The organism is Streptococcus infantis, from assembly GCF_047460405.1.
In the GTDB taxonomy this organism is placed as follows: domain Bacteria; phylum Bacillota; class Bacilli; order Lactobacillales; family Streptococcaceae; genus Streptococcus; species Streptococcus infantis_Q.
On the sequence record NZ_JASHGH010000010.1, the window covers coordinates 13257 to 39171 of the forward strand.

Below are 25915 nucleotides of genomic sequence, written 5' to 3' on the forward strand. Positions count from 1 at the left end.
CTTTAAACCAATCATTTTTTGAATATATTTTATACTCAATGAAAATCAAAGAGCAAACTAGGAAGCTAGCCGCAGGTTGCTCAAAACACTGTTTTGAGGTTGTGGATAGAACTGACGAAGTCAGTAACAAATATACGGCAAGGCGACGCTGACGTGGTTTGAAGAGATTTTCGAAGAGTATTAGCTAAAAACTAAAAATAGATAGTTTAAAATAGATACCAGTACTAGAACTCCGTTATTTAGCAAATGAACAGCTATGGAATCAAGGATATTCCCTCTACGAGCATAGGCTAAGTAAAATATCACTCCCAGTAAAAAATAAGTTACAAACTCTATCGGATAAAACATATGCAGATAGCCAAAAATCGCAGAACTTATTAGCAATTTCAACCACTTTTGATCTTCTTTAAAAAAATAGTGGCTGAAGAATCCTCTAAATACTAATTCTTCCATGATTGGAGCAAATATACCAATTGCAAAATGAAAGGCGATGAAAAATAGAGGAAAAACACGAGTAACCTGCTCGCTTGTAGCCAGCAAGGCAGCATCGTTAGCGGATGTTGGATTTCCAGTAACCACTTGGATCAGGAGGGTACCTACAATCGCTACTAGTCGAGTAGCCACATAAAATAAAAGGGCTATTCCAAAATCCTTCCATGTGAACTTGAAAACCTTCTGCTGATTCAGAATTTTCTTTTTGTATTGTCGCCAAACAGCAACTAGCAAGAAAGTAGCCAGTACCAAATACCCAATACTAGTCGTCCACTTTAAGGGCAGAGAACTAGAATCTTCGAGAGCCAACATTCTCATGGGAAATGTATTTACATTTATAATCAGTAAGATCATTCCTACAAATTTTAAACTATTTTTCAACTTTTGCAAACCACTACCTCTTCTTTCCTGAACTCCAGCATCTCCACTTACTAACGATGCTTATCTATGCTTTCTTTCTTCTTTATAGATTTCTACTCCCTCAATCAGGGATAATAACACAAGGATGACCCCAATATCTAAATTGATCAAACTACCTCCATTAGCGAATAAATACAAACCCAAGCAGGCTTGCGCTAAGGGATAGGCATATTTATTAAATTTCATAGATACTCCCCAAAGCTTTTTACAAATAAATGAATGAATGAATAGAATTAACTTCTTAGTCTTGCTCACATAAGAGCATCAAATTTCAGATTTACTTTTTTCTACTAGCTACCTCTAAATCCAATCTAATAATACTCTTCATGATTAACTTGTAAGATCAGCTCTATTCTTTTAGGGTTGAACCAGACCACCGATCTACTAAATCATGTTTAGGAACAATTATAGTTTAGCATTTATTTCTAGGAAAAGATTGCTCTTTCTTAAATTGTCATCAAAACATCCTAAATGGTAGAAATTGGCTTGCGACTTAACCCAATCGAAAGTTCTTCGTCCCAAGTTAAAAATATTCTGGTCAAAGAACTTCAGTGACCATCAGCTTCCTCATACTCAATGAAAATCAAAGAGCAAACTAGGAAACTAGCCGTAGGCTGTACTTGAGTACGGCAAGGCGACGTTGACGCGGTTTGAATTTGATTTTCGAAGAGTATCACTTTAAGAAAAAGCGAACAAGACCAGCTTCTGTTTATCAGAAAACTAGCTTTGTCCGCTTTTTATAATCGAGATTAGTCTCTTGATCCAATCTCTATGATTTAGATGCTTTTACATCATCTTATTCGTCGTCTTTTTTCTTGCCTATTGCAAACATACCAAGAAGTGCTCCTACAACACCAACGGCTGCAAGGCCGGCATTTTCTTTAGTACCTGTCTCTGGGAGTTTGTATTGATGACTTGCAGGTGCTTGGTAAGTCTTATCTTGTGACATAGTAAGAGCTACAAGAGACTGCTCATCTTTGTATTCTGGAACCTCATGGATTGCTCCTTCTGCTCCATTGACACCACCTGTGAATTCTGGGCTTACTTCCTGAACAGCTGCTTCGACACCATTCACACCACCAGTAAACTCTGGAACTTCATGAATAGCGGCTTCTGCTCCATTGACACTGCCTGTGTATTCTGGGCTTACTTCATGAACAGCTGCTTCGTCACCATTCACTCCACCAGTAAATTCTGGGACTTCATGAATAGTTGCTTCACCTGCTGCGCCAATTGCTCCTGTGTATTCCGGAACTTCATGAACAGCTGCTTCGACTGCGTTAACGCCACCCTTGAATTCTGGGACTTCTACTACTGGAGCTGCTTCGTCACCTGCTGTGCCAATAGCTTCAGTGTACTCTGGAACTTCATGAACAGCTGCTTCGACACCATTTACTCCACCTGTAAATTCTGGGACTTCTACTACTGGTGCTGCTTCATCACCTGCTGTGCCAATAGCTTCAGTGTATTCTGGAGCTTCATGAACAGCTGCTTCGACTGCGTTAACGCCACCCTTGAATTCTGGGACTTCTACTACTGGTGCTGCTTCATCACCTACTGTGCCAATAGCTTCAGTGTATTCTGGAGCTTCATGAACAGCTGCTTCGACACCATTTACGCCACCTGTGAATTCTGGGACTTCTACTACTGGTGCTGGCTCATCACCTGCTGTGCCAATAGCTTCAGTGTACTCTGGAACTTCATGAACAGCTGCTTCGACACCATTTACGCCACCGGTAAATTCTGGAACTTCTACTATTGGTGCTGCTTCATCACCCTTACTTGTAGTTGGAGCTGGTTTCTCTGGTTCTTCCGGAAGTTCTTGGTGGAATGTAGTCATTTCGTAGAACTCTGGTTTGCCACCTTCCCAAACAAGTTTGACATCCAATAATGGAGACTTATCTCTGACAGCAAATGTTTGGAAGCTTGAGGTAATCTCACCTAGTTCTGACCAAGCATCTGCTTTATCCTCTTTCAGAGTACGAGCAAGCACACGAGCTTTCACTCCTTGTGGAAGACTTGAAACAAGTCGGATATGATTTGCGTCTGTTGGTTCTGACAAGTGGTAGACAAGCTCACCTTGTTCTTTCTCAGCCTTGTAGCTTGTCAATACTTTGCCATCCACAAGGTTTGTGTATAGGTTTCCTTGGCTTTCACCGCTGTTTCCTTCAACAGTTGGGTCATTGATTGGTTTCACGAATTCACCATCATTGATAACCAACTCAGTGAAGCCTACAAAACGAGCATCATAGTCTGCTGTAAATAGAACACGGAGGTAGTTGGCTTTAACTGGACTTGAAAGTTCACCCTCGATATAGCGATTTCCTGGCATCTTAGAATCGTGTGTCCAGCCATCTGTCAAGGAATCATCACGTGTTTCATTAGCAACACCGTCACCAACTGTTACAACATCTGTCCAAGTCTTACCATCTTGACTAACTTGAATCTTACCATCACGGAGATAGTTTTGAGTGCCGTCTTGGATGTAAGCTCTAATCTTCTTAATGTCACGCTCGCTACCAAGTTTCAAGGTAATATGACCATCTTTACGAGCATAATCAGAAAACTCTACAAAGTTATTGTAAACACCATCGAACAACTGATCCAAATTCTTGATTTTGCGAACATCATTTCGACCGTATGTTGGGTGGATTCCCATTGATGTAGAATCAAGTGTCGTTGGTTGAACTTCTTTTGTCTTAACAAGTAGAGATGTTGCTGTCACTGCTTGTTCTTGATCAGTCTTATTAACTAGACGAACATAACGTACCAAGGACTTATCAGTCACTTGATCAGCTGGATACCATTCTTGGGCATTTGGAGAGTATTCCAAGTTGAGGGATGGATTTTCAATACCAAGTGCTTGAATGCTTTCAGCTTGGTGAAGACGATCAAGTTTCATACCCAAGTAGCTATTAGCTGGAAGCTTAGTTCCGCTTGGAATTTGCAAGTCATAACGACCTAGGCTATCATAAACTGGAGTTGACTTCAGGCTTTCAACGTTTGTATCAGTCAATTCGCTATTGCCTGCACGTGTTTCAACTGAGAAGTCAGCGATACGCCACCATAAGTTGATGTTCTTAGTATTGCGAACACGAACGTAGCGAGCTGAAATTGGAGTTTCGATTTCTTTTGTTTGTTCACCAGTCAAGCGATCCAATTCTTGCCATGAGCTACCATCTGCAGAATATTCAAGAACACCTTCTGCCAATTTATCTCCTGATCCTTGAACTAGACGAACCTTGGTCACAGGTTTGACTTCACCCAAGTCAAGTTGTACCCAACCATTGACTGGAGTTGTGTCTGTTCTATCAGCATTTGCAAGCATGGCTTCAGTATTATCACGTCCATCTGTAATCTGACCAACTGTTGTGTTGTACTTGTACATAAGATTTGGACTGATTGTCACAGTAGCTGTCTGTTTGTTACGAACAACTTCTACAGGACGGTTAACAGCAATTTCTCTTACCGCAAACCAAGTGTTTCCACGATCTGAAGTCGCAATCATGCGAACAGCTTTAGCATTGATGTTGAGGTTTTCAAATTTAAGCAGAGGCTCATTACCAGTGTAGCTTGGTTCTGAAAGGGTTACCCACTCATCATTTTCATTGAGATACTCAACTTTAGCATTGTTGAAGGTATCACGAGGATTTGCTTGAGTGCCCATTGCAAAGGTCAAGTTTTGAACTGAAACAGCCTTATTAAATTTCAAGCCAATGTAGTCACCAGTTTGAATGCTATTTGGTGACTTGATAAGTGCATGTGTTCCCAAATCTCCGTCCGTTACTTCAGCTAATCCACCTTCTACACCTGTACGATTTGTGATAAAGGTACTAATAACTTGGTCAGGATGCAAGGCTTTTTGAACTTCTGTTGCGAGGATTTCACGCAGTCCAAGCAAGAATGGACGGATATGTTGAACACCCAACTCAGCTCTCTCATCATGGTCTACATAATGGAAGGTATAAGTTTGAGACTGTTCATAAAGTTTCAAGCCCTTGTAGTAGCTATCCCAAAGTTTTGCAGAATCGTTCTTTTCAATAGCTTCTGTACCATCAAGAAGAGCACTCAAGGCGTCCATTTGGTCAATAGTATTATCCAACCAGTAGTGGATTTGAGCACGCATCTTTTCATCACCAGATGCTTTATAAAGTTGAGCTGCTGCTTTTAGTTTAGCAAATTCTGCACGCAATTCTTGACGCTCTGCACTGACATCTTGACCAGCTTTCAACTTAGACATGAAGGTCGCCAATTTCGGTGCAAGTTCAACAGACTCTTCCAATTTCACAACACGACCATCCATGTTTTGGTTGATCATGTGTTTACCAAGCTCACGGAAGGCAACTGATGCTTCGCTATCTGTAAACTTACCGTTTTCAACAAAGTTGAAGGCGATATCATTCACTCTCTTAGCTTCTTCTTCTGACTTCCATTGTTTCCATGCATATTGGGCTGCAGAGAAGAGGGCAATCTTAGAAGGTTCAGATTGTTGCATTGGGTTCAACATGATACCTGATAGGAGACTAGGATCTACATTCGGATGAAGGAATTTCTCACCACCACCTAAGATCAAGTGTTGTTTAGAGTTATCTGTAACAGGCCAGTTTACCCATAGAGAAACTGGTCGGTAGGTCTTACCTCCTGCAGTCAGGTTATTCTTAAGGTTAGAGAGGAAGCTTTCAGACACTTCACCCCAAATCTTACCACCAGTAAGGGTCATTGATGCTGAACTTGGAAGATTTTCGTTGAGTGATTTCAACTCATCTTCACGTCCATTACCCCAATATTGACCTGGAACGAAAATCATTTCCTTACGAAGGCCAACATAAGTTGCTTGTTTTTCAGTCAACCAATCTGTCATGTCCTTCATCAAGCGGTTATAGCTATTGTAGCCACCAACTGGACTTGGAGCATCATCGGCTAGAATACCGAACTCACGGACACCGACATCCATCAATTGAGTGAATTTAGCCTTAATGGTTTCCAAATCTTGTTGGTAATCAGCATCGTTGCCAAAACGGATACGGTTGTTCATGAATGGGTGGATGGTCCACACATAACGAGTCTTGTTTTGGTTTCCGACACGTGCCAATTCACGGATTTCAGCTAATTTTTCTTCTGGATAAAGTTCACGCCATTTCTTGTTATGGTATGGATCGTCTTTTGGTGCAAAGAAGTATTGAGTCAACTTCAAGTCACCACCATAGCGCATCAACTCAGCACGATCAGCATTGCTCCATGGATTTCCATAGTAACCTTCGATAAAGCCACGATTCTTAATTTCAGCGAAGTCTTCAACTGTTACATTACGCAAGACTGGAGCTTTGCTTTCATTAAGCATGTGTTTGAGAGTCGTCAAACCATAGAAGACAGCATCTGTATCCTTACCGACGATAGAGATTGTATTGTTCTTGATTGACAAGGCATAGGCATCAATCTTATCAAAGAGTCCTTGAGATAGACTTGGCATTTCTTTTTCAGCTTGTGAATTTTGTCCATGAACGCCAAGATAGATATTTGTTGCACCTGCTACAGGTGTTTGACTGCTTGTGTATGAAATTTGATGATCTTGTAGAACACTCTTCAAGCGGTTACGAGTATAGATATCCAACTGATTGCCCATTACAATATTTACTTGTTTATGGAGTTTCGTAACACCTTCACCATAAGTTACTTTTTGTGGTGTTGGGAATACCTTGTATTCTTTCTTGAGATAGTCTTGGCTTTGTGCTGCTGCAGCAACTACGTCGTCACTAGCAGGTTTGCTAGCTACAAAGCTATCAGCAAGTTCAGTTGTACCATCACTTACTTCTTCAACTTTAGGTTGCTCTGGAGTGACTGGTTTTTCAGGAGTAACTGGCTCTTCTGGTTTGCTATCAGAAAGTGGCTTAAGAAGTTGAATTTCTGCAGCACTACCAAATCCTGCGGCACCAGCTAGAACTTTAAATTCTACCTTATCGGTTTCAATGGCATCAAAGTTAACTGTTTTCTCTTTGGCATTGTTTTCCCAAGTTCCTGAGGCAACTTTAACCATCTGACCATCTTTTTGAGCATAGATTTCATAAGATGTCACGACACCGTTACCTCCACCTGGACGTGGAAGATAGGTCAGACCATTAACTGTTTCAGCTGCTTTCAAGTTCATTGCCACTGTAAATGGAGCCTGATGACCAGACCATTTTGAATGCCAGAAGGTATTTGGATCATTGTCAAAGGCTTTTTCGACTGGACCTTCTGCATTGGTTCCTGGTAATTCTTGACTTGTTGCAGAAACTGTAAAATGATCATTTGGAATCAAACGTGGGTTTACAAATGCTTCATTTGACAACTCAGCACTATGCAAGATTCCTTTGAAGCCACCGATTGTTTCAAGAGGTAGAACCAAACTATTATGAGCAAAGCGAGGGTAAGCTGGATTTGCGATACGCTCAACCTTTTCACCATCTACATAAACTTCTGTTACTTGAGGTTTGGTTACGACAGAAATTTGGTAACGTTTGTTCTTTTCAAGTTTTTTGTTAAATTGGATATGGAATTGTTCAAATTTATAAGCGAGGTAGCCATCCTTATCCGCAAGATAAAGTCGGTTGTTGCCACTTGTTGAGAAGGTTTGCTCGCCATCACCAGTCACAGTCACATCCAATTTCAAGACATGACTTGGACCGACATCACCAACAAGTCCTTCGATAGTGCTATCTTTTTCGAAATTCAAACCTGCTTCAGTCTTCTGTACTTTCTTAGCAAGATAATCTTTGACAGTCTCAGGATTGATCTTGAACAAGTCTTCTTCAGCTACGGTCTTATCTGGGTTAGATTGTGGTGCATAAACACTTGCTGGTTGAACACGGTCTGCATAGGTCTTGGCTGCACGGTCTGAACCCCAAGTGCGCTCTGCAGTTGATTGCATACTCTTGAAGAAGCGTTTAAAGATATCGTAAGAAGTCAGTCCAGTTTCATGGAGGTCAATATTATCATTCCAAACCGCATGACCACCACCAAGGATATTTGGATTAGAGGCTTCTAGACGTGGTCCTCCACCTGTTGAGAAATCATTTGGTGTCCAGCGATTGTATTGAGTTTCATAGTTGGCATAATCTCCATATCCACCTTGACTATTGCTACCACTTGGAACACTATAGGTTGGAATATCTGTGATATTGATAATCTTAGCACCTTGAGCAATAGCATCAGCTGGACGTTGCCATCCGATACTCCAGATATCAACTTCTACATCTTTCCAATCAACTGGCGTTGTACCAGGTTTTGCACTAAGCGAACCCCAAATACGTGGTGTATAGCCTTTGCCTTTGATGTACTGAATCATATCATTGACATAGCGACGATAGCTTTCGCGACTACCATAGTACTCATCGGTTCCGATATGAACTGTTGAGACACCATGAAGTGGTGCATTTTCACCATCTAGCAATTTATCATAAACTGATTTAACAAAAGCAAGTGTTTCTTCGTACTTGTTGTCCAAGTCCAACATGGCAACTCGTTCAACATTGTGTTTACCTCTATAGTCACTAAGACTGCCTTTATACATAAGATCAGGTCTAACCTTAACAAATGAAAGAGCGTGACCTGGTGTATCAATTTCAGGAACAAGGTTGATATGCAAAGCTTTTGCTAACTTGATAATTTCTTGCATTTCTTCCTTAGTGTAATGCTCGTCAGATGTTAATTTTTCACCATTTTCACCGACAACATCAGTCTCTACACGGAAGCCTGTCTTGGCATTTTTAAGAACATAATCTAGTTCTTCATCTTGAGAAAGATTCTTACCAGCCAAGTGGTCTTTTAGGAAGATATAGTTGTCATTCAAGTGCAACTGAAGATCGTTCATCTTGTAGTAGGCCATGTTAAGCATGATGTCTACAAGCGTATCATAAGGAATAAACTTACGACCTGTATCTAGCATAAAGCCACGGTGACTGAAGCTTGGGAAGTCACGGATTTCTCCGTTTTGCAAATCCTTTTCTCCCATCTGAAGGAGAGTACGAGTTGCGTAAAAGGCTCCTGCGTTGGTCGCCGCTTCTACTGTGATAACTCCATCTTTAATGGTGATACCATAGCCTTCTTTGCCATAGCCTTTATCTACAACTTTCTTAAATTCGATCCGTTTTTGAGCTGTTTGATCACCTGTAGCGATTTCTAGCCCACGACTTTCAAGGTCAGTCTGATAAAATTTAGCTTCTTGACCAAATCCAGAATCGCCAACTGAAATCACGGTATCAGCTGTAATAGAAGTTTTGCCTTCAGTTCCATACCATTGTTGAACTGCTGGTGCAACTGCTGGCTTAGTACCAACGCCTTCGTCTGCATGTAATCCTTTAATAAGGACTTCAAATTCTTTTGTGAAGGTATGAGTATCCTTGACTTGTTGGACCATGACCTTAACAGTTTGATCTGTTAAGGGTTTGTAGATCTTGTTATTTAGGTCAACAACTCCCTGTTTGTTGCTACCAATTAAGCTTACTTGGCCTGGTAATTTAGGTAAAACAAGTGATTTCCCATCTTCAGCAACTGCTAGTTCTGTCACTTGACGAATATCTGTTGGTTTGCTAGCGTCTGGAATGTTTGAGTAGGCACGAATTTCTTGAATCCCAACATTTTTCCAGTTCATTGTACCAGCTTGGTAATCTGTGATTTCAAGTTTAAGGTATTTGGCTTGGATAGCTTCTTTTAAGTCAACCTTTTCATCAAGTACAGGTGTTCCTGTTCTTTGATGAGCCAACTTCCATTCTTTGTTACCTGAACCATTTACATCATCTTGACCAGCATAGTAGAGATTCCAAGATTTGATATTTGGATCGTTTTGTTGACCACGAAGACGGCGATCCCAATCAATCTCCACATGCTTAATCACTGTTGTCTTCTCAAGTGTAAATTCGATTGTTGGTTTCTCAACGTTTTGGTCAGTAGCCCAACGAGTATCAGGTTTGCCATCAATTGCCTTTTCTGCTGTAAATGGTGTGTTGGCTTCATGGTTTGAAGTTGTTGCAGTAGCCTTTTCTAGATGATTGACATCTGGTGTATCTACTACATCTTTAGTCGCAGGAGTTGCAGCTGGTTTCGCCTCAGAAGCTGCTTCCTCTTTAGGAGCAGGAGTTTCAGTTGGTTTTGGAGTAGTTGTTTCAGCTGCAGTTGCTCCAGTTTCTGACCCTGCAGGTTGTTCATCTACAGTTCCAGCACTTGCTTCTGCTTTTTCAATAGCTGCTGCTATATCTGCTGGCAGTTTATCAAGAGGCTGAGCTTGTGTTACCGTACCTTCTGTCTCTGCAGGTCCTTCTGTTTCAGCAGCCTGAACCACACTAGCTCCAAAGATACTGGCACCAATCATAACAGAAGCTGCGCCGATTGTAAATTTACGTATACTGTAATGACACCGTTTCTCAAAAAAATGTTTTCCCATTTTTTCCTATTTCCTTTCATACGCTCACAAGTGGTAAGCGTTCTCATTCCTCTTTAGAAAAAGAGAGGACCTAGAGGGTCCTCTCTGGGTTTTCTTTTTCTCCACGACAATGATTGTGGAGTCTAAGCTCTCTTTTATTGAAAACTTTTTTGTATTTTAATCTTCTTTTCTTTTGACAGCTAAGAGTGCTGCTGAAACTGCCATGCTGACACTAGCGATGAAGAGAGCTGTTTCAGAATTATATTCACCCGTATTTGGAAGAACATTTGAATGTGACTCTTTAGATGTATCTTTATTCTCTACTAAATCTTCTCGATACTCTGGTTTTTCCACTACAGGGGCAGGTTGGTTACCTACTGTACCAATTTGGCCTTTGTATTCTGGAATTTCATGGATTGCGCCATCACTTCCATTCACACCTCCGGTAAACTCTGGTACTTCATGAATTGCGGATTCGGTACCATTTACACCACCTGTGAATTCTGGTGCTTGGCTCACAGCTGCTTCTGCTACGTTAACTCCACCCTTGAATTCTGGAACTTCATTTACAGCTACTTCTTCTCCTGCCGTTCCAACTACTCCTGTATACTCTGGAAGTTCTACAACTGGCGCTGCTTCATCGCCTGCTGTGCCAAGAACTCCAGTGTATTCTGGAACCTCTACAACTGGCGCTGCTTCATCGCCCGCTGTGCCAAGAACGCCAGTGTATTCTGGAACCTCTACAACTGGGGCTGCTTCATCGCCCGCTGTGCCAAGAACGCCAGTGTATTCTGGAACCTCTACAACTGGGGCTGCTTCATCGCCTGCTGTGCCAAGAACTCCAGTGTATTCTGGAACCTCTACAACTGGGGCTGCTTCATCGCCTGCTGTGCCAAGAACTCCAGTGTATTCTGGAACCTCTACAACTGGGGCTGCTTCATCGCCTGCTGTGCCAAGAACGCCATTGTATTCTGGAACCTCTACAACTGGGGCTGCTTCATCGCCTGCTGTACCGATTGGTTCTGTGTACTCTGGAACTTCATGGATTGCGGCTTCAACACCATTTACACCACCTGTGAATTCTGGAAGGTCAACAACTGGCGCAGCTTCATCTCCCTTGCTTGATGTTGGAGTTTCAGGTTTAGGTTCTGGAGTTGGAGTAGGTGTTTGGTCTTTCAATTGGTCGAGATAATCTGCAAAGAATTCAAGGATTCTATTTGTCAAGAGATGATTATCTGTTGCAAATTTCATGCTGGCAACAACACTTGCTACTTCCTCTTGATTACTCTTATCAGTCAATTTTTGAGCTTTTGCCAAGGCTGCTTCATAGGCTGCAGTATCAAGACCAGTTTCAGCAACCTGTGGACGAGCGAAGATCAATTCTGCAGCTGATTGATATTGGTTTTCAGTATCACCGTAGGTTCTTGTTCCAGTTAGAACAATCTTTTTAGCCTTGATAGTCTTACCAAAGTCAATATCTTTTGGTTTATTATTGTTAGCCCAATTGGTTGCATTGAAGGTATGTTCCTTACCTGTTTCATCCGTTACTACAAGAGTCACATCTCTCAAGTTACCATTTGAACCTGAACCACGTGGAACGTAACGGAAGCCTGTGATTTCAGTTGGTTCCTTCAATACCATGGTTGCTGGTTTGCCAACATCTCCTCCGCTCCATGATGTATGCCATAGACTTGACACGTTGCCATCAAAGGCATTTTCAAGACCTTCTTTAGCCTGAGCAGGAGCTGTAAGACTTGCAAAGTCATCTGCTACAAGAGCTGTTTTCTTCATCACTAAAGCGTCTTTAAGAGCATTGACCTTAGCAATTTCAGACTTAGCTTCTTCTACACTGATATCATCGTCTGCTTGACTGAGGTTGAAGACTGCTTCTTTCAAAGCATCCATTGTTTCTTTGGTATAGTTGGTCATAGCAACAGTTGGAAGATAGTTCTTGACAGCATTTTCTGTCATCATCTTACCAGTCAAGACAATTTCTTCGATTTGCAGTCTGTCCATGATGAAGTCATTGTAGCCACGGAAGTTAGCATTACCACCTGAGTCTCCGCGAGTGTTGCTTGCATTGCCTGTAGAGTAGATACCTACCCAGGTATCGCCAGTTTCTGCACCTGTTACGAGGAAGGTTGCACGTTTCGCTTTCTTAGAATCTGTCCAAGTATTTGCCAATTCATGCATTTCCAAATTACTTGCTTGTCCAGATTGGAATTCTCCCTTACCGACTACAAAGGCGTAAGTATTGTCAGATCCAGCTTCATAGTCAAATGTAATACGGTAGGTCTTGCCTGCTTCAAAGCGGAAGTTTTGCGGAATTGTTTGGTAAACCAAGTTACGACGACTTACGAGACCATTTGTCTTGAGTGACCAATTTCCTTCGATAACGTCATCAACTTTCTTGCCATTCCAATCACGTTGTGTGTATGGTCCATGTTTTTCAGACAAGTGAGTACGGTTATCTTCAACACCCTCGATACCACCGATAACAAATGGGAAGATACCTTGACCAACATTTTCAAAGTCTTGTTTGAAGATGCCTGTTGCAGTATCGTGACCGTCACCGTACATATTTGATTCATTTTCAAAGGTACGAATTTCATCAAAGTAAGTTGCTTCATCGCCTGCTTCACGACTCAAGGTCAAGGTTACATTTGATACATCTGAACCTGTTGTGAAGAATGCATACATATTTTGGAAGTAACTTGTGTTATCAACTGTTGCATTGCTTCGACGAGTATTGTGAGCATAGGCTTTTACATAGTTAAGTGCTAGTGACTTGTTGGTGTAGTTGGTTACTTCTTTTTCACCAGTATTAACGGTAATACTTGCTTTAGCATTACTACGGTTGTCTACACCGACATAGACTGCGTATTTAGTATTTGGTTTCAAGCCAGTCAATTTTTGAGTGAGACTAACTTTTTCTTTATTGCCTTGGATGCGGAGCATTTGGTTTGCACCTTGAGACTTCACGATTTCAGCCTTAGAAGCATCTCCCGAAATCTTCCAATGATCCAAAGATTCACTGTTAAATCCTTGGTCATAGATGTGCATTCCTTCACTCCATGACATTTCTGGATTTGTTTGTTTAGAACGATAGAGAACATATGGCTGATTTGCAGTGAGATCAAGGGTAATCTTACCGTCTTTCACGGCAACTTCTTTTTCCTCAGTCTTACCTTGGTCAGTTAGTTTATAAAGGTAAACCTTACCATTTGCCCAGTCGCTAGGAAGTGTCCAAGTTGTTGCACCTGCTTCAGTATTGAAGTAGTACATTTTTTCCTTGTCACTCTCAAGCTTGTTACCATTTGCATCCCAGTTCCAAGGTGTCAAATAAGCTGAACCATCTTGGATGACACGTCCGTTGAGCGTTACTGTACGTTCACGGTATTGTGGACTGTTGACATCATTGGATTTACGAGTCACCACAACCTTGTTATTTGCAGCATCGACCAACTCGACTTTCATTTCTGGAGTCCATTTATAGGTACTACCATTGTCAGTCATGGTTACTGGTTTGCCATCTTCCCATTTGCTGACTGTGAAGTGTTGGAAGTACTTAGTCATAACATCATGAGCAAACAAGTTTGTTACATAACCGTTATAATCACTACGTCCTTGCCATCCTTCGAAGTCCTTCATGCTATAACCGCCTAGAAGTGGGTAGTCAGCTGCACCACCATAACTTCTGTAGTCCCCAACCCAAGAATCTTTTTGGTGGTTACGGATAAAGCGAGTAATGGCACTGTTAATACCTTTATTTGTATAGCCACCATAGGTCAAGTCAGCTGCCCAGTGTTGGAAGGTAGAATCATATTCACCACCATGGCCCCACTCAATAGCAAATCGCCAACCTTGTTTGTTAATTTCTTTAGCAATAACATGAGTTGCCCAGGCACCGTTGTCACCTGATTGACCGTTACCCCAAACGTCGACGTAGATGAAGTCTAGACCTTCACCCAACTCTTTCTTCAACTCTTCCCAACGAGCTAGACGCCCATGAGCGAGGTCATAACCAGCATCAATGTTGATACCTTGGTCAAGCCAGTTCCAACCGTAGCTGTAGCTACCATCTGCATTTTTACGAAGAATATCTTCATTAAAGTATTTAGACTCTGGATAAGTTTCTGAAGCGTTGACGTGGATACCGAGGTGGGCACCGTATTTCTTAGCTTTCTCAATAAGAGTCTTAAAGTCTTCAACACCACCGATACGTTTACCGATGTCCGCGTAGTTCAAGTGACCAGAGTCATGTCCTTCACTTCCGTATCCTTTAAGGAGTACACCTTGACCAAGACCATCTGTATGGAGGTTGATCTTCTTGATACCATCCAAGGTCATGAGGAATGGGTTCTGCGCTTGTGAACCAAAGTTCATAGCGATACGGTAAGCTGTAATATCTTTGACTTTTTCCCAACCTTGAGGGTTGTTCATGATGCTACGGTAAGCAATCGCACCATCTTGCCAGTCAACTTTATGGTCAGCATTGGCATCTTCTGTGATGACAACTTTTGCACTTGGAAGTTCTTGAGTGTATGCTGGGAAGACAACTCCATTGTGGGCTTTTTCCCATTGCCATTCAGAGCTATGAATTTCCACGTAGTTAGCATTGCCAATCGTATTCTTATAAGCTGTCAAACGTGTCCAGTCGTAAGAACCACCACCATAGCTATTTTGTGAGTTGCTCCATACACCTGCTGCAAGCTTGTCTGTTGAAACAAATCCATACATGTAACCTTTTGCCAAATCTTTCATTGGATTTGTTACTTCGATATGGTCGTCACCACTTACGTGAGTGTTGTTTGACATGGTTGCCCCATCAAACTTAGCTCCTGCTTGGTCGCTTGATACAGATACCAAGGCATTTCCTAGGAAGCTGATTGAAGAAAGTAGTTTGCGTTCATCATCAATCTTCTGTCCTGGTGTTACTTGGTTATGGTTGACAATCTTAGTTACATCAAAGTGAAGTTGGTTGTCCACTACTTGCAAACGAACGGTCATATCTGTATTGATGAGATTTTTCTCATCACGGAGTTTCATGTCATACTCGGCAGTCGTTGCGTTGACCTTTTTATAGGTAACTTCAGGAGTCACAGCGTGCTTGTTAATCACCACTTGATTAATTGGTTGCACTTGACCCGGAAGTTTGTTGCCATTAAGGACATATTCTTTAATACGTGGGAAGGCTTGGTCAATGACTGCTTTCAATACTGTAGATTGAATAGTGTCGTATTTTACATTGCTATCATCTACTGTATCGCCCTTTTCTTTTTCAGCAGCCTCTTGGTCGTTTTTCACACCTTCTTGGTCATCTGTTTTAACATTTACAATGGTTCTCTCACTGCCATAGCTTCCAGCCTTAAGAACGATTTTCTTCTCATCTTTGAGCTTGTCATTTACAGCAGATGGTAAGGTAAGTGTGTCAAAAAGTTTGACATCATTGTTTGTTGCGTTAAGTTGTCCATCTGATTTAAGACTGATGGTCAAGTGGTTGGTTGAGCCATTAACAGGAGCTGCAACACGTCCACCTTGGTACCAAAGTCCACTTCCATTTGACTTGTATTCCCAGAACCATCCACCTTGGTCATAACCTACAAAAACGTTGTTATCGGTATCTTTGAATTTCATGAAGACACCAAAGCGAGATTTACCAGTTTCAGATTCTTCTTTAAAGGTCAAATCAACTGTGGCATTTCCATTAGCATCGACTGTCAAACCATCTTTTTCAAACAAGGCTGGTTTCTTACCATTGTCATTTTGAGCAGTTGAAGCTAGTTGGTTGTAACGAACTCCATTTTCTTCACGGATTGTTACTGTTCCCTGTTGGTCTTTATTTTCAACTGTTTTCCATTCTGGAGTAACTTCTTTTGATTCAGTCGGTTTATTCTCAGCTGGTTTATTCTCAGCTGGTTTATTTTCAGCTGGCTTGTTTTCAGCAGGTTTATTTTCTGCTGGTGTTTCTTCTTTTGGCTTATCTTCCTTAGGTTTATCCTCTTTTGGTTTTTCTTCTTTATCTTCTACTTGCTTATCCAAAGCATCTAGACCAGCTGGTTTCGTTGTTTCAATACCCTTGATGTAGTTTTGAATCCATTCTAGCTGAGCAGGTGAGAAGAGTATACCACCACTACGTTTACCAGATACACCATTTTGGTGAATACCAATCAATTTCCCATTTTCATCGAAAATGCCACCACCACTGGCACCTGGTTCACTTCCTTGATAACTGATCCCACGAACACCTTCTCCGTGATTGTTAATATCCTCAACAGTTGTATTCAAAATCGGATCAAGCTCTCCTTTTGGATATCCAAATACATGGACCTTATCTCCTACCTTAGTTGTTGCAGGTTTATCAGTCACTTCAACAGGCGCATTTGCAAGAGGTGTACGAAGCTTAACGATTGCCAGGTCATTTTTATACCCTTTGAGGAATCCTTCACGATCCCAGTGTTTCACATCATTTTTACTGAATTTGACGTCTGGTGCCCCTTGATAAGAAATTGTGTAAACATCTTCATCACTTTCAACATTATCAGCTACCTTACGATTATTGCCATCTGGAACATCTTTGATAAAGTTATGAGAAACAGACAAAACGAGATTTTCCCCGATAACGATACCACTACCGAGCCCAGCAGGGCTTTTAATTTCGACAGTCGCACCGTAGTTTAATTCTCCATTTTTTGTTTTTGCAACATCTTCTGGGACTAAACTTTTATCTTCTTTTTCTAGTTCTTCTTTTGAGGCAGTGCGGCCATTTTCTTCAGCCTTATCAAGTTTTCCACGTAGTTCTTCAGGAAGAGTATCTGAAGTTGCTGAGCTTGTTGCAGTTTCTTTTTCTTTGGCCAGCAATTCTTCTTCAGTCTTTGGTCCTTCAGTTACTTCAGGAGAGCCTTGATCTTCACCTGGCTTTGGTGCTTCAAAGTCATGCCCATCATCCTCTTTAGCATTGGCAAGAGCTGCCGCCAAATCAGCTGGCATATTCGCTGTTGAACCTGTTTGTGCCGAATCTGCGAGAACAGTGCTAGTTCCAAAGAAAGCTGCACCAATCATAACAGAAGCAACCCCTAATGAAAATTTCCGAATACTATATTTGCAACGTTTTTCAAATAATCCTTTATCCATCGGTTTTTTTGTTCCTTTCAGTTTACCAAGTAAGCGTTTGCATTTTATTTTAAAAAAATATCCTCCTCAATTTTTAAACACTTCTGGATAAACATATAATTTTTTCTATACCAATTTAATATATCAAAAACAGTTTGAAAAATCAATAGTTTAATAGGTAAAACTAGTAAAAGTAAAATCCAATTATTGGGCAAGTCTGAAACGATTTTCAGATGGCTTTATTTCTAAAGAAATAGCCACAAAAAAGGAAACTTCATCTAAAAAGTTAGACCAATTTTGACTAACTTTTTAATAAAGTTTCCATGCATTTTTATACTATTTTTACGTTTTTTATTGTTGTAAAACCTTTCGCGGCTTCGTTCCTTCTGCAGGTCCGATAACTCCAGCAAACTCTAATTCTTCCATCAAGCGAGTTGCTCGGTTAAAACCAACTGATAATCGACGTTGAATCATGGAAGCACTTGCTTTTTGGGTTTCAATAACCAAAGCCTTAGCTTCTTCAAATAGCGGATCTCCACCTTCATCTCCTGTGCCAGACTCACCTTCTGTCTCAGAAACCTCTCCGGGATCAAAGCTGTCATCATAATCCGCATCTGCCTGAGCCTTGATAAAGCTAACAATACGCTCAACATCATCATCTGAGATAAAGGAGCCTTGCAGTCGAACAGGATGGTTTTCATCGATTGGTTTAAAGAGCATATCTCCTCGACCCAGAAGTTTCTCAGCACCATTTTCATCTAAGATAGTTCGAGAATCCGTTCCTGATGAAACAGCAAAGGCCACACGAGACGGTACATTAGCCTTAATCAGACCAGAGATAACATCAACCGACGGACGCTGCGTCGCAAGAATCATATGAATACCAGCTGCACGCGCCTTCTGTCCAAGACGGATAATAGCATCTTCTACTTCCTTGCTGGCTACCATCATGAGGTCAGCTAACTCATCGACAATTACAACAATCAAAGGAAGAGGTACTTGTTTGTACTCAGATTGAGCGTTGAATTCCTCCACCTTAGCATTGAAACCAGCAATATTACGAACCCCAATTTTGGCAAAGAGTTCATAGCGATTTTCCATCTCATCCACGACTTTTTGAAGGGCCTTGCTGGCCTTACGAGGATTGGTCACAACCGGAATCAAAAGATGAGGAATATCATTATAGACTGACAACTCAACCATCTTCGGATCCACCATCATAAACTTGACTTGGTCTGGACGCGCCTTCATGAGAATACTTGCAATGATACCATTGACTGCAACAGATTTACCAGACCCAGTCGAACCAGCTACTAGCAAGTGAGGCATTTTAGCAAGGTCGAAACTACGGGCTGTACCATTAACGGCTTTCCCAAGAGGAATTTCTAGGAGATTTTCTGGTTTTGTTTGCGATTGTTCCCAGAGTTCTCGGAAAGATACGGTCGCAATTTCAGAGTTAGGCACTTCAATCCCGACCAAGGATTTCCCTGGAATTGGAGCTTCAATACGGACATCTTTAGCAGCCAAGGCCAGAGCCAAGTCATCTGCTAGATTGGAAATACGATTGACCCGCACACCAACGGCTGGCTTGACTTCGTACTTGGTAACGGACGGCCCAATTTCAGCCCGTTCAACCGTTACCTTAATACCAAAACTAGCAAAAGTTTCTTCTAGGATTTTGATGTTTTCTCGAACAATCTTCTTCTCTTTCGACTGGTCTTTTGGTTTATCTGGGGCAAAGAGTTGTAAGCTTGGAAGTTTGTATTCGAGGGCTTCCTTTGCTGAAAAATCGACCTGAACATCTTCATCATCAGAGCCATCTTCCTTTTCAGGGAATTCAAGTTCAGCTTGAGGCAGGATGATTTCTGGTTCCACCCACTCTTCTTCTGGAATAGGTGGAACGTCAAGCACAACATCTTCTGTCAAAATTTCACCTGTTTCCATATCGACAGGAGGCATATTAAGCAAGCCTTTCTCAGCCTCTTCTTTTTCTAATCTAGCCTCTTCCTCAGCCTTTTGGCGAGCTTTTTCTTCTTGTTTGACAAAGCGTTCCTCTTTTCGACGCTCATGCCCTTCCCGCCATTTGGCAAATCCTCTACTGAAGAATTCAGCAATATCGTAAACAGACCAAGGACTGATTAGGAGAGCGCCTGCTAAAATCAAGATAGAACCAATAAAGTAAGTGCCGATATTTGAAAAGAGAAAGGCGGTTGGAATATAAAGAGCAACCCCAATCAAGCCACCTCCAGCAAAACTGGTCGTTCGAAAACCAGTCAAATCAGTCACAACCTGAGCCATGGTTCCTTTTAGAACGGACTTGCCCAAACCATATTTCCAAACTAAGTAGGCCTCAAAAATCAGGAGCAAGCCAGCAAATATGGTGAAAAATCCTGATAAGAGTCCTTCCTGTTTTCGAATCCACTTGAAAAAGAAGAGGTAGAGCAGGATACCAAATATTGCCAGATAAGCTAGGCTACCTACTAGCAAGCGAATTAGATTGTAAAGGGTTATACCTGCAGCCCCTAATTTGAAGGCTGCAAAAATCAATAAAATCGCGATTCCCAACGAAATCAACATTCGTTGAATCGCTTCTTTTCTTTCGAGTTCTGCTTTAGACGGTCTCCGTCTTGTTTTACTTGTATTCTTGTTTGCCATTCTTCTATTATACCATATTTCACAGGCATTTCGGAAAGAGAAAAAGACTGCACCAAACGGTCCAATCTTTTCATTTTCTATCTAAGTTTTATGCTTGTGGCTTGCGTAGGTAACCATAGACCACACCACTTACAATTGCTCCTACCAAGACAGAAACGAGGTAAAGAAGAGCATTTGAAGTAAGGGCGATAACGAAGATTCCTCCGTGTGGCGCCATGAGTTTGATACCAGTAAGACCAACGAGGCCTCCTGCTACTGCTGAACCAAGGATAAAGCTTGGGATAGCACGAGCTGGATCAGCTGCACCAAACGGAATCGCTCCCTCAGTGATAAATGACAAGCCCATGATGATGTTTGTCAAACCAGAGTTGCGTTCTTCCTTAGTAAATTTGTCTTTAAAGAGAAGAGTGGCAACAAAGATTGCAAGTGGTGGCACCATTCCTCCAGCCATAACTGCTGCCATAGCCACAGAACCACCTGAAGAAACAGTCGCTGCAAGCGTACCGGTACCAAATACATAAGCCGCTTTGTTAACTGGTCCACCCATGTCAACAGCCATCATTCCTCCAAGAACGATACCAAGAAGGACAGCTGAACCTCCACCAAGACCGCCTAGGAAGTCATTCATAGCAGTGTTGATTGCTGCCATTGGGATATTCACAGCTAGCATGACAAATCCAGTCAAGATTGTTCCAAGAAGTGGCAAGAGAAGAATTGATTTAGCACCTTCAAGTGAACGAGGAACTTTAACGTATTTCTTGATAGCAAGAACCAAGGCACCTGCTATAAATCCACCAACAAGGGCACCTAGGAAACCAGATGAGACACCTGCAAGAGTTGAAGTTGCTTCACCACCTGCAGCATAAGGAATTTTACCAAAGGCAAAACCTTCTTTAGCAATAGCACCAGCCACGAAACCTGCTACCAAACCTGGTTTTTCAGCGATAGAGTAGGCAACATAACCTGCAAAGACTGGGAGCATCAAACCAAAGGCAGCTCCACCAATTTTCATGAACATAGAAGCCAACTCATGGTAAGAACCAAGATTGCCAAGGTTTTCATTCGGAACACCCAAAGCACCGTCAATCAAGAAGGCAAGGGCAATCATGATACCACCACCGATAACGAATGGCAACATTTGAGATACACCACTCATCAAGTGTTTGTAGAAAGCACCACCGATACTTTGTTTTTCGTTAGACGCTGTTGAAGCTTTTGCTCCGTTAGCAGCATGATAAACTTCAGCATTTCCAGAAAGAGCCAAGTTGATCAACTCTTCTGTCTTACGAATACCATCTGCAACTGGACGATTTACCAATGGTTTGCCATCGAAACGATCCATTTCAACTGCCTTATCTGCTGCGATAATAACAGCTTTAGCCTTACGGATATCTTCTGCTGTCAATTGGTTACCAACACCGCTGGCACCATTTGTTTCAACCTTGATACCAACCCCCATTTCAGCAGCCACTTTTTGAAGAGCTTCTTGGGCCATGTATGTGTGGGCAATTCCTGTTGTACAAGCTGTAACTGCTACGATAAAGTCACCAGATTCATTTGCAGGAGCTTGAACTGGTTCTTGAGCTTTTTCTGAAGCTTGGTTAAAGAGTTCAATGACTTGATCAGCTGATGTTACTTGACGAAGTTTATCAGCAAATCCGTCTTTCATCAAATATTGTGACAATTCTGCCAAGGCAGCTAAGTGAGTATCATTGACACCTTCTGGAGCCGCAATCATAAAGAAGAGGTCAGTTGCTTGTCCATCTAAGCTTTCGTAATCAACACCCTTGTTTGATTTAGCAAAGAGAACAGTCGCTTCTTTGACAGCAGCGTTTTTGCTGTGTGGCATTGCAATACCATCACCCAAACCTGTAGAAGTCAAAGCTTCACGCGCTAAGATTCCTTCTTTAAAAGTTTCAAAATCTGACACATATCCGTGCTCTACCAAGCTATGAACCATTTCTTCGATAGCTGCTGTTTTTTCAGTTGCTTGCAAATCGAGCAACATGACATCTTTTCTCAATAAATCCTGAATTTTCATCTTTTTTCTACCTCAACTTTTTCATAAGTCTCTTTAATAAATGCTGCAGTTGCCAAGTCATCTGAGAATGTCGTTGCTGTTCCACAAGCCACTCCCCATTTGAAGGCTTCTACTGCGTCTTTTGATTTGACAAACTCACCAGTAAATCCAGCAACCATAGAGTCACCAGCCCCAACTGAGTTTTTCACTGTTCCCTTGATCGGTTTAGCAAAGTAAGCTCCCTCTGATGTTACCAGAAGGGCACCATCGCCAGCCATAGAAATAATAACGTTTTGAGCACCTTTAGCTAGCAATTCTCGAGCGTATTTTTCAATCTCATCTAAACTTTCGAGCTTGACTCCAAAGATAGCTCCAAGTTCATGATTATTTGGTTTGACCAAAAGAGGTTGATAATCCAAACTATCAATCAAGGTCTGACCTTCAAAGTCACAGACCACTTGAGCACCCGTTTGACGAGTCAAAGCAATCAAATCCTTGTAGATGACATTGCCTAAGTTTTTAGCACTTGAACCAGCAAATACCACTGTATCTTCTGCTGTTAGACTTGAAAGAATAGCTTTTAGCTCTTCCAATTGCTCAGGCTCAACTGTAGGACCAGTTCCGTTGATTTCGGTTTCTTGGTCTGCTTTGATCTTGACATTGATACGCGTATCTTCTGCCACTTGGACAAATCGCGTTTCAATTTGCTCTTCAACTAAAGTATCTGTGATAAATTTACCAGTAAAACCTCCGATAAATCCAGTCGCTGTATTTGGAATATCCAAGCGTTTCAAGACACGGCTAACATTGATTCCCTTACCACCAGCAAACTTATCATCACTATCCATACGATTAACACTACCAACTTCCACTTTATCCAGACGAACAATATAGTCAATAGATGGATTTAGCGTGACTGTATAAATCATACTTCGATAACCTCCGTTTTTTCTTTGATAGCTGGCAAGAGTTCGTGACCCTTGCTTGTAATAACAATTGCTCGTTTTATAGGCGCAACCTTAGCGAAACAAGACTGACCAATCTTAGATGAATCCGCCAAAACATAAGTTTGTTTGGCATTTTCTAAGATAGCTCGCTTAACAGCTCCCTCCTCCATATCTGGAGTTGTATAATAACCTTCATCCACACCGTTCATTCCGATAAAGGCACGATCAAAGTGCAATTGGTTAATCTGGTTGAGAGCTACACCCCCAATACTGGCATCCGTTGTCATCTTGACTCCACCACCGATAATCACAGTTGGAATTTGCTTATCCACTAATTGTACTGCATGGTGAATGGAGTTGGTCACAACAGTAATGTCTTTTCGCTCCAATTCCTTAATGAGAAAGGCTGTCGTACTTCCTGCATCCACAAAGATAACATCTTTTTCTTTGATGAGGGAAGCTGCCTTTTGCGCAATCAATTTTTTCTCTTGAAGGTTTTTGACAGATTTTTCTTGAATGGTTTCTTCTTCTTGCAAGGAGTGAGGCAACTCTGCTCCTCCATGAACTCGGCGAAGTTTATTTTCCGATTCCAATTCATCTAAATCTCGTCTAACCGTTGATTCTGACGTGTCTAACAAACCTACTAATTTCTCTAGAGAAACGACTTTATGTTTGCCCAGCTCCTCTAAAATCATTTTTTTTCTCTCGGTTTTTAGCACTTACTCACCTCCTGTTAACGATTACAATAATCATTCTACCACAAAAAAAAATCAAAGTCAAGCACTTTTTATCATTTTCTTTCACTTTCTGTCATTTTGCCAATTGTTTGAATTTTATTTGCAAGATAATTCCCTTTATGATAAACTATTTTAGTAAGTATTGGAAGATTACTCAAGAGGCTTAAGAGGCCGTGTTGGAAACGCGGTAGGCGTGTGAAAGCGTGCGTGGGTTCGAATCCCATGTCTTCCGTTGCTATAGTGTAGCTGCATCTTCATGCAGCTTTTTATAATGGATTTTCGTCTATCAAAGATTTGAATTCCAAAAAATCACCCAAGAGTTAACTCTCGGGTGATTTTTTTCTACTTCATCTCAGATGCTCTTAAAAAATATCAAACAGCAATTTCACATTGAGGATGGTCAAGATAATGGAAACGATATAACCAAGGATGGTATTCCATTTGGCATTGGTAAATTCTCCCATCAGTGATTTTTTTGAAGTAAGATAAATCAAGGGGAAGATTGAAAATGGAAGAGCGATAGAAAGAAAGACCTGTGAATAGACCAATAACTGATCCAAGGTTTTTTCCTGATGACCAAACAAAACTGCTACTATCATGACAGGTAGTAAGGCAAAGAGACGAGTCGCCAAACGAATGAACCACTGAGGCAATCGCATATGTAAGAAACCTTCCATAACGATTTGCCCTGTCAAGGTACCTGTGATAGTCGAATTCTGACCACTTGCTAATAGGGCCAAGGCAAACAAGGTTGATAGGGTTGAGCTGGCTATAGCTCCCGCAATAGTTGAATCCTGCAAGGCATTATACATTTGAGAGAAAGCAGAAATCTCAGATGCATGTCCGAAGAAGAGAGCCGCCCCTAAGATCAAAAGAAGGGAGTTAACCACAAAGGCCAAGGATAACTGGAGATTAGAATCCCAGGTCATAAAGCGCACGGCTTTTCGAACATCATTCTTGTCCTTATGATTGATTTTCCGAGTCTGAGACAAGGAAGAATGTAAATAGAGGTTATGGGGCATCACTGTCGCACCCACAATCCCCAGCGCCAAGGTTAATTGACTTTCATGTCCAGGCAGAGGACTCTCAAACAAGGTTGCATTTGGTAGATAACCCTCAACGATTCCTTGGAAGCTTGGATGTGACAAAGCTACCAGATAAGTAAAGATTGCTAAAATCGTTAAAATCAGTGTTGTCACAATAGCTTCAATCTTCTTAAAGCCAAACTTCATCAGTAGCAATAAGAGAAAGACATCTAGAACCGTCAAAAGGATGGCTATCATAATCGGAATCTTAAAGAGAAGATTGAGAGCAATCGCTGAACCTAGAACTTCTGCCAGATCTGTCGCCATCAAGGCTAATTCTAAAATCACCCATAGACTATAACGAAGCCATTTAGGTGAATGATGAGCCGTTGCTTGAGCCAGGTCCATCTGGGTTACAATCCCAAGCTTTCCTGCCATCTGCTGAAGTTGCATGGCAATGAGAGATGAAATCAAGATAACAAACAAGAGACTATACTTATAGGAAGCACCACCGACTACACTGGTAATCCAGTTTCCTGGATCCATATAACCAACTGCGACAAGAGCACCCGGACCTAAAAAGGCCTTTAAATTTTGCCAGAAATGATTGTTATTTGGAGTATCGATAGATTGATTAATCTCAGAGAGTGACACTTTTTTATGAGAAGACATAGATACTTACCTCTTTCTAAACCTACTTTTTCATTATTTTCTATTAGAGAAAAATAAGATTGACTTTAAACTATTAAAACAATGAAAACTATATGAAAAACATTTAGTTTTTTCATTATTTTTCTTAAGGCACCTTAATATTTTTCTTAAGGCACCTTAATTATAACACAAAAAATGAAAACTATATGAAAAACATTTAGTTTTTTCATTATTTTTCTTAAGGCACCTTAATTATAAAAAATATGATAAAAACTTAAGAAAATTCAACAAAATTTTAGGGAAAGTCAGAATAAGTCTACTCATTAACGATAATGATAAATCTATTGATAAACTTTGACATTTAATAGTGAACTGTAACTATTATTTCTAACTCGATTTCTCTATAAAAGAGGAAAAACCAGCGTCTTTTGACGCTGGATAAAAGCTACTTAGATCAT

The 25915-nt window shown here is 41.2% G+C and carries 9 protein-coding genes and 1 tRNA gene; 1 reads left to right on the forward strand and 9 read right to left on the reverse strand.

Going from position 1 to position 25915, the window contains the following annotated elements; all coding sequences use genetic code 11:
• Positions 1-180 precede the first annotated feature (180 nt).
• The 8 genes from QM928_RS05710 to QM928_RS05745 all read right to left on the reverse strand — a co-directional run bounded on the left by QM928_RS05710 (position 181) and on the right by QM928_RS05745 (position 23763).
• On the reverse strand, positions 181-882 hold the full coding sequence (locus QM928_RS05710; RefSeq protein ID WP_228113861.1) for a CPBP family intramembrane glutamic endopeptidase: 702 nt from the start codon (positions 880-882) through the stop codon (positions 181-183).
• Positions 883-933: 51 nt separating this feature from the next.
• Positions 934-1098 carry a hypothetical protein gene (locus QM928_RS05715; protein WP_153224781.1) on the reverse strand — a complete coding sequence of 55 codons (165 nt, stop codon included), beginning with the start codon at positions 1096-1098 and terminating at the stop codon, positions 934-936.
• A gap of 610 nt (positions 1099-1708) precedes the next feature.
• Complete coding sequence (locus tag QM928_RS05720; protein ID WP_414294729.1) at positions 1709-10330, reverse strand: SIALI-17 repeat-containing surface protein; 8622 nt, start codon at positions 10328-10330, stop codon at positions 1709-1711.
• A gap of 156 nt (positions 10331-10486) precedes the next feature.
• Positions 10487-17443, reverse strand: a complete 6957-nt coding sequence (locus tag QM928_RS05725) for a SpGH101 family endo-alpha-N-acetylgalactosaminidase (protein WP_414294730.1) — start codon at positions 17441-17443, stop codon at positions 10487-10489.
• Between the two features lie 330 nt (positions 17444-17773).
• The gene (locus tag QM928_RS05730; protein ID WP_414294731.1) at positions 17774-20077 is read right to left on the reverse strand and encodes a DNA translocase FtsK; all 2304 of its coding nucleotides are present in this window, start codon (positions 20075-20077) and stop codon (positions 17774-17776) included.
• An 88-nt stretch (positions 20078-20165) separates the two neighbouring features.
• Positions 20166-22118: a fructose-specific PTS transporter subunit EIIC gene (locus tag QM928_RS05735; RefSeq protein ID WP_414294732.1), complete on the reverse strand. Its 1953-nt coding sequence runs from the start codon at positions 22116-22118 to the stop codon at positions 20166-20168.
• Entirely contained in the window at positions 22115-23026 is a 912-nt protein-coding gene (gene pfkB / locus QM928_RS05740) for a 1-phosphofructokinase (protein ID WP_414294733.1), read from the reverse strand. The genes QM928_RS05735 and pfkB overlap by 4 nt, the downstream gene beginning before the upstream one ends.
• Positions 23023-23763, reverse strand: coding sequence for a DeoR/GlpR family DNA-binding transcription regulator (locus QM928_RS05745; protein WP_414273846.1), 741 nt, complete (start codon positions 23761-23763; stop codon positions 23023-23025). Before QM928_RS05745 ends, pfkB begins: the two co-directional genes overlap by 4 nt.
• 162 nt (positions 23764-23925) lie before the next feature.
• On the opposite strand from QM928_RS05745, the gene QM928_RS05750 reads away from it, so the two are divergent.
• A tRNA-Ser gene (locus QM928_RS05750) sits at positions 23926-24013 on the forward strand.
• A gap of 130 nt (positions 24014-24143) precedes the next feature.
• Here QM928_RS05750 and QM928_RS05755 read toward each other — a convergent pair.
• Complete coding sequence (locus tag QM928_RS05755) at positions 24144-25478, reverse strand: Nramp family divalent metal transporter (RefSeq protein WP_004260041.1); 1335 nt, start codon at positions 25476-25478, stop codon at positions 24144-24146.
• Positions 25479-25915 lie beyond the last annotated feature (437 nt).

Bases quoted from the DNA above. Each gene is read 5' to 3' on its own strand.
- QM928_RS05715 (WP_153224781.1), bottom strand. From the start codon at position 1,098: ATGAAATTTAATAAATATGCCTATCCCTTAGCGCAAGCCTGCTTGGGT.
- QM928_RS05720 (WP_414294729.1), bottom strand. From the start codon at position 10,330: ATGGGAAAACATTTTTTTGAGAAACGGTGTCATTACAGTATACGTAAA.
- QM928_RS05725 (WP_414294730.1), bottom strand. From the start codon at position 17,443: ATGGATAAAGGATTATTTGAAAAACGTTGCAAATATAGTATTCGGAAA.
- QM928_RS05730 (WP_414294731.1), bottom strand. From the start codon at position 20,077: ATGGCAAACAAGAATACAAGTAAAACAAGACGGAGACCGTCTAAAGCA.
- QM928_RS05735 (WP_414294732.1), bottom strand. From the start codon at position 22,118: ATGAAAATTCAGGATTTATTGAGAAAAGATGTCATGTTGCTCGATTTG.
- pfkB (WP_414294733.1), bottom strand. From the start codon at position 23,026: ATGATTTATACAGTCACGCTAAATCCATCTATTGACTATATTGTTCGT.
- QM928_RS05755 (WP_004260041.1), bottom strand. From the start codon at position 25,478: ATGTCTTCTCATAAAAAAGTGTCACTCTCTGAGATTAATCAATCTATC.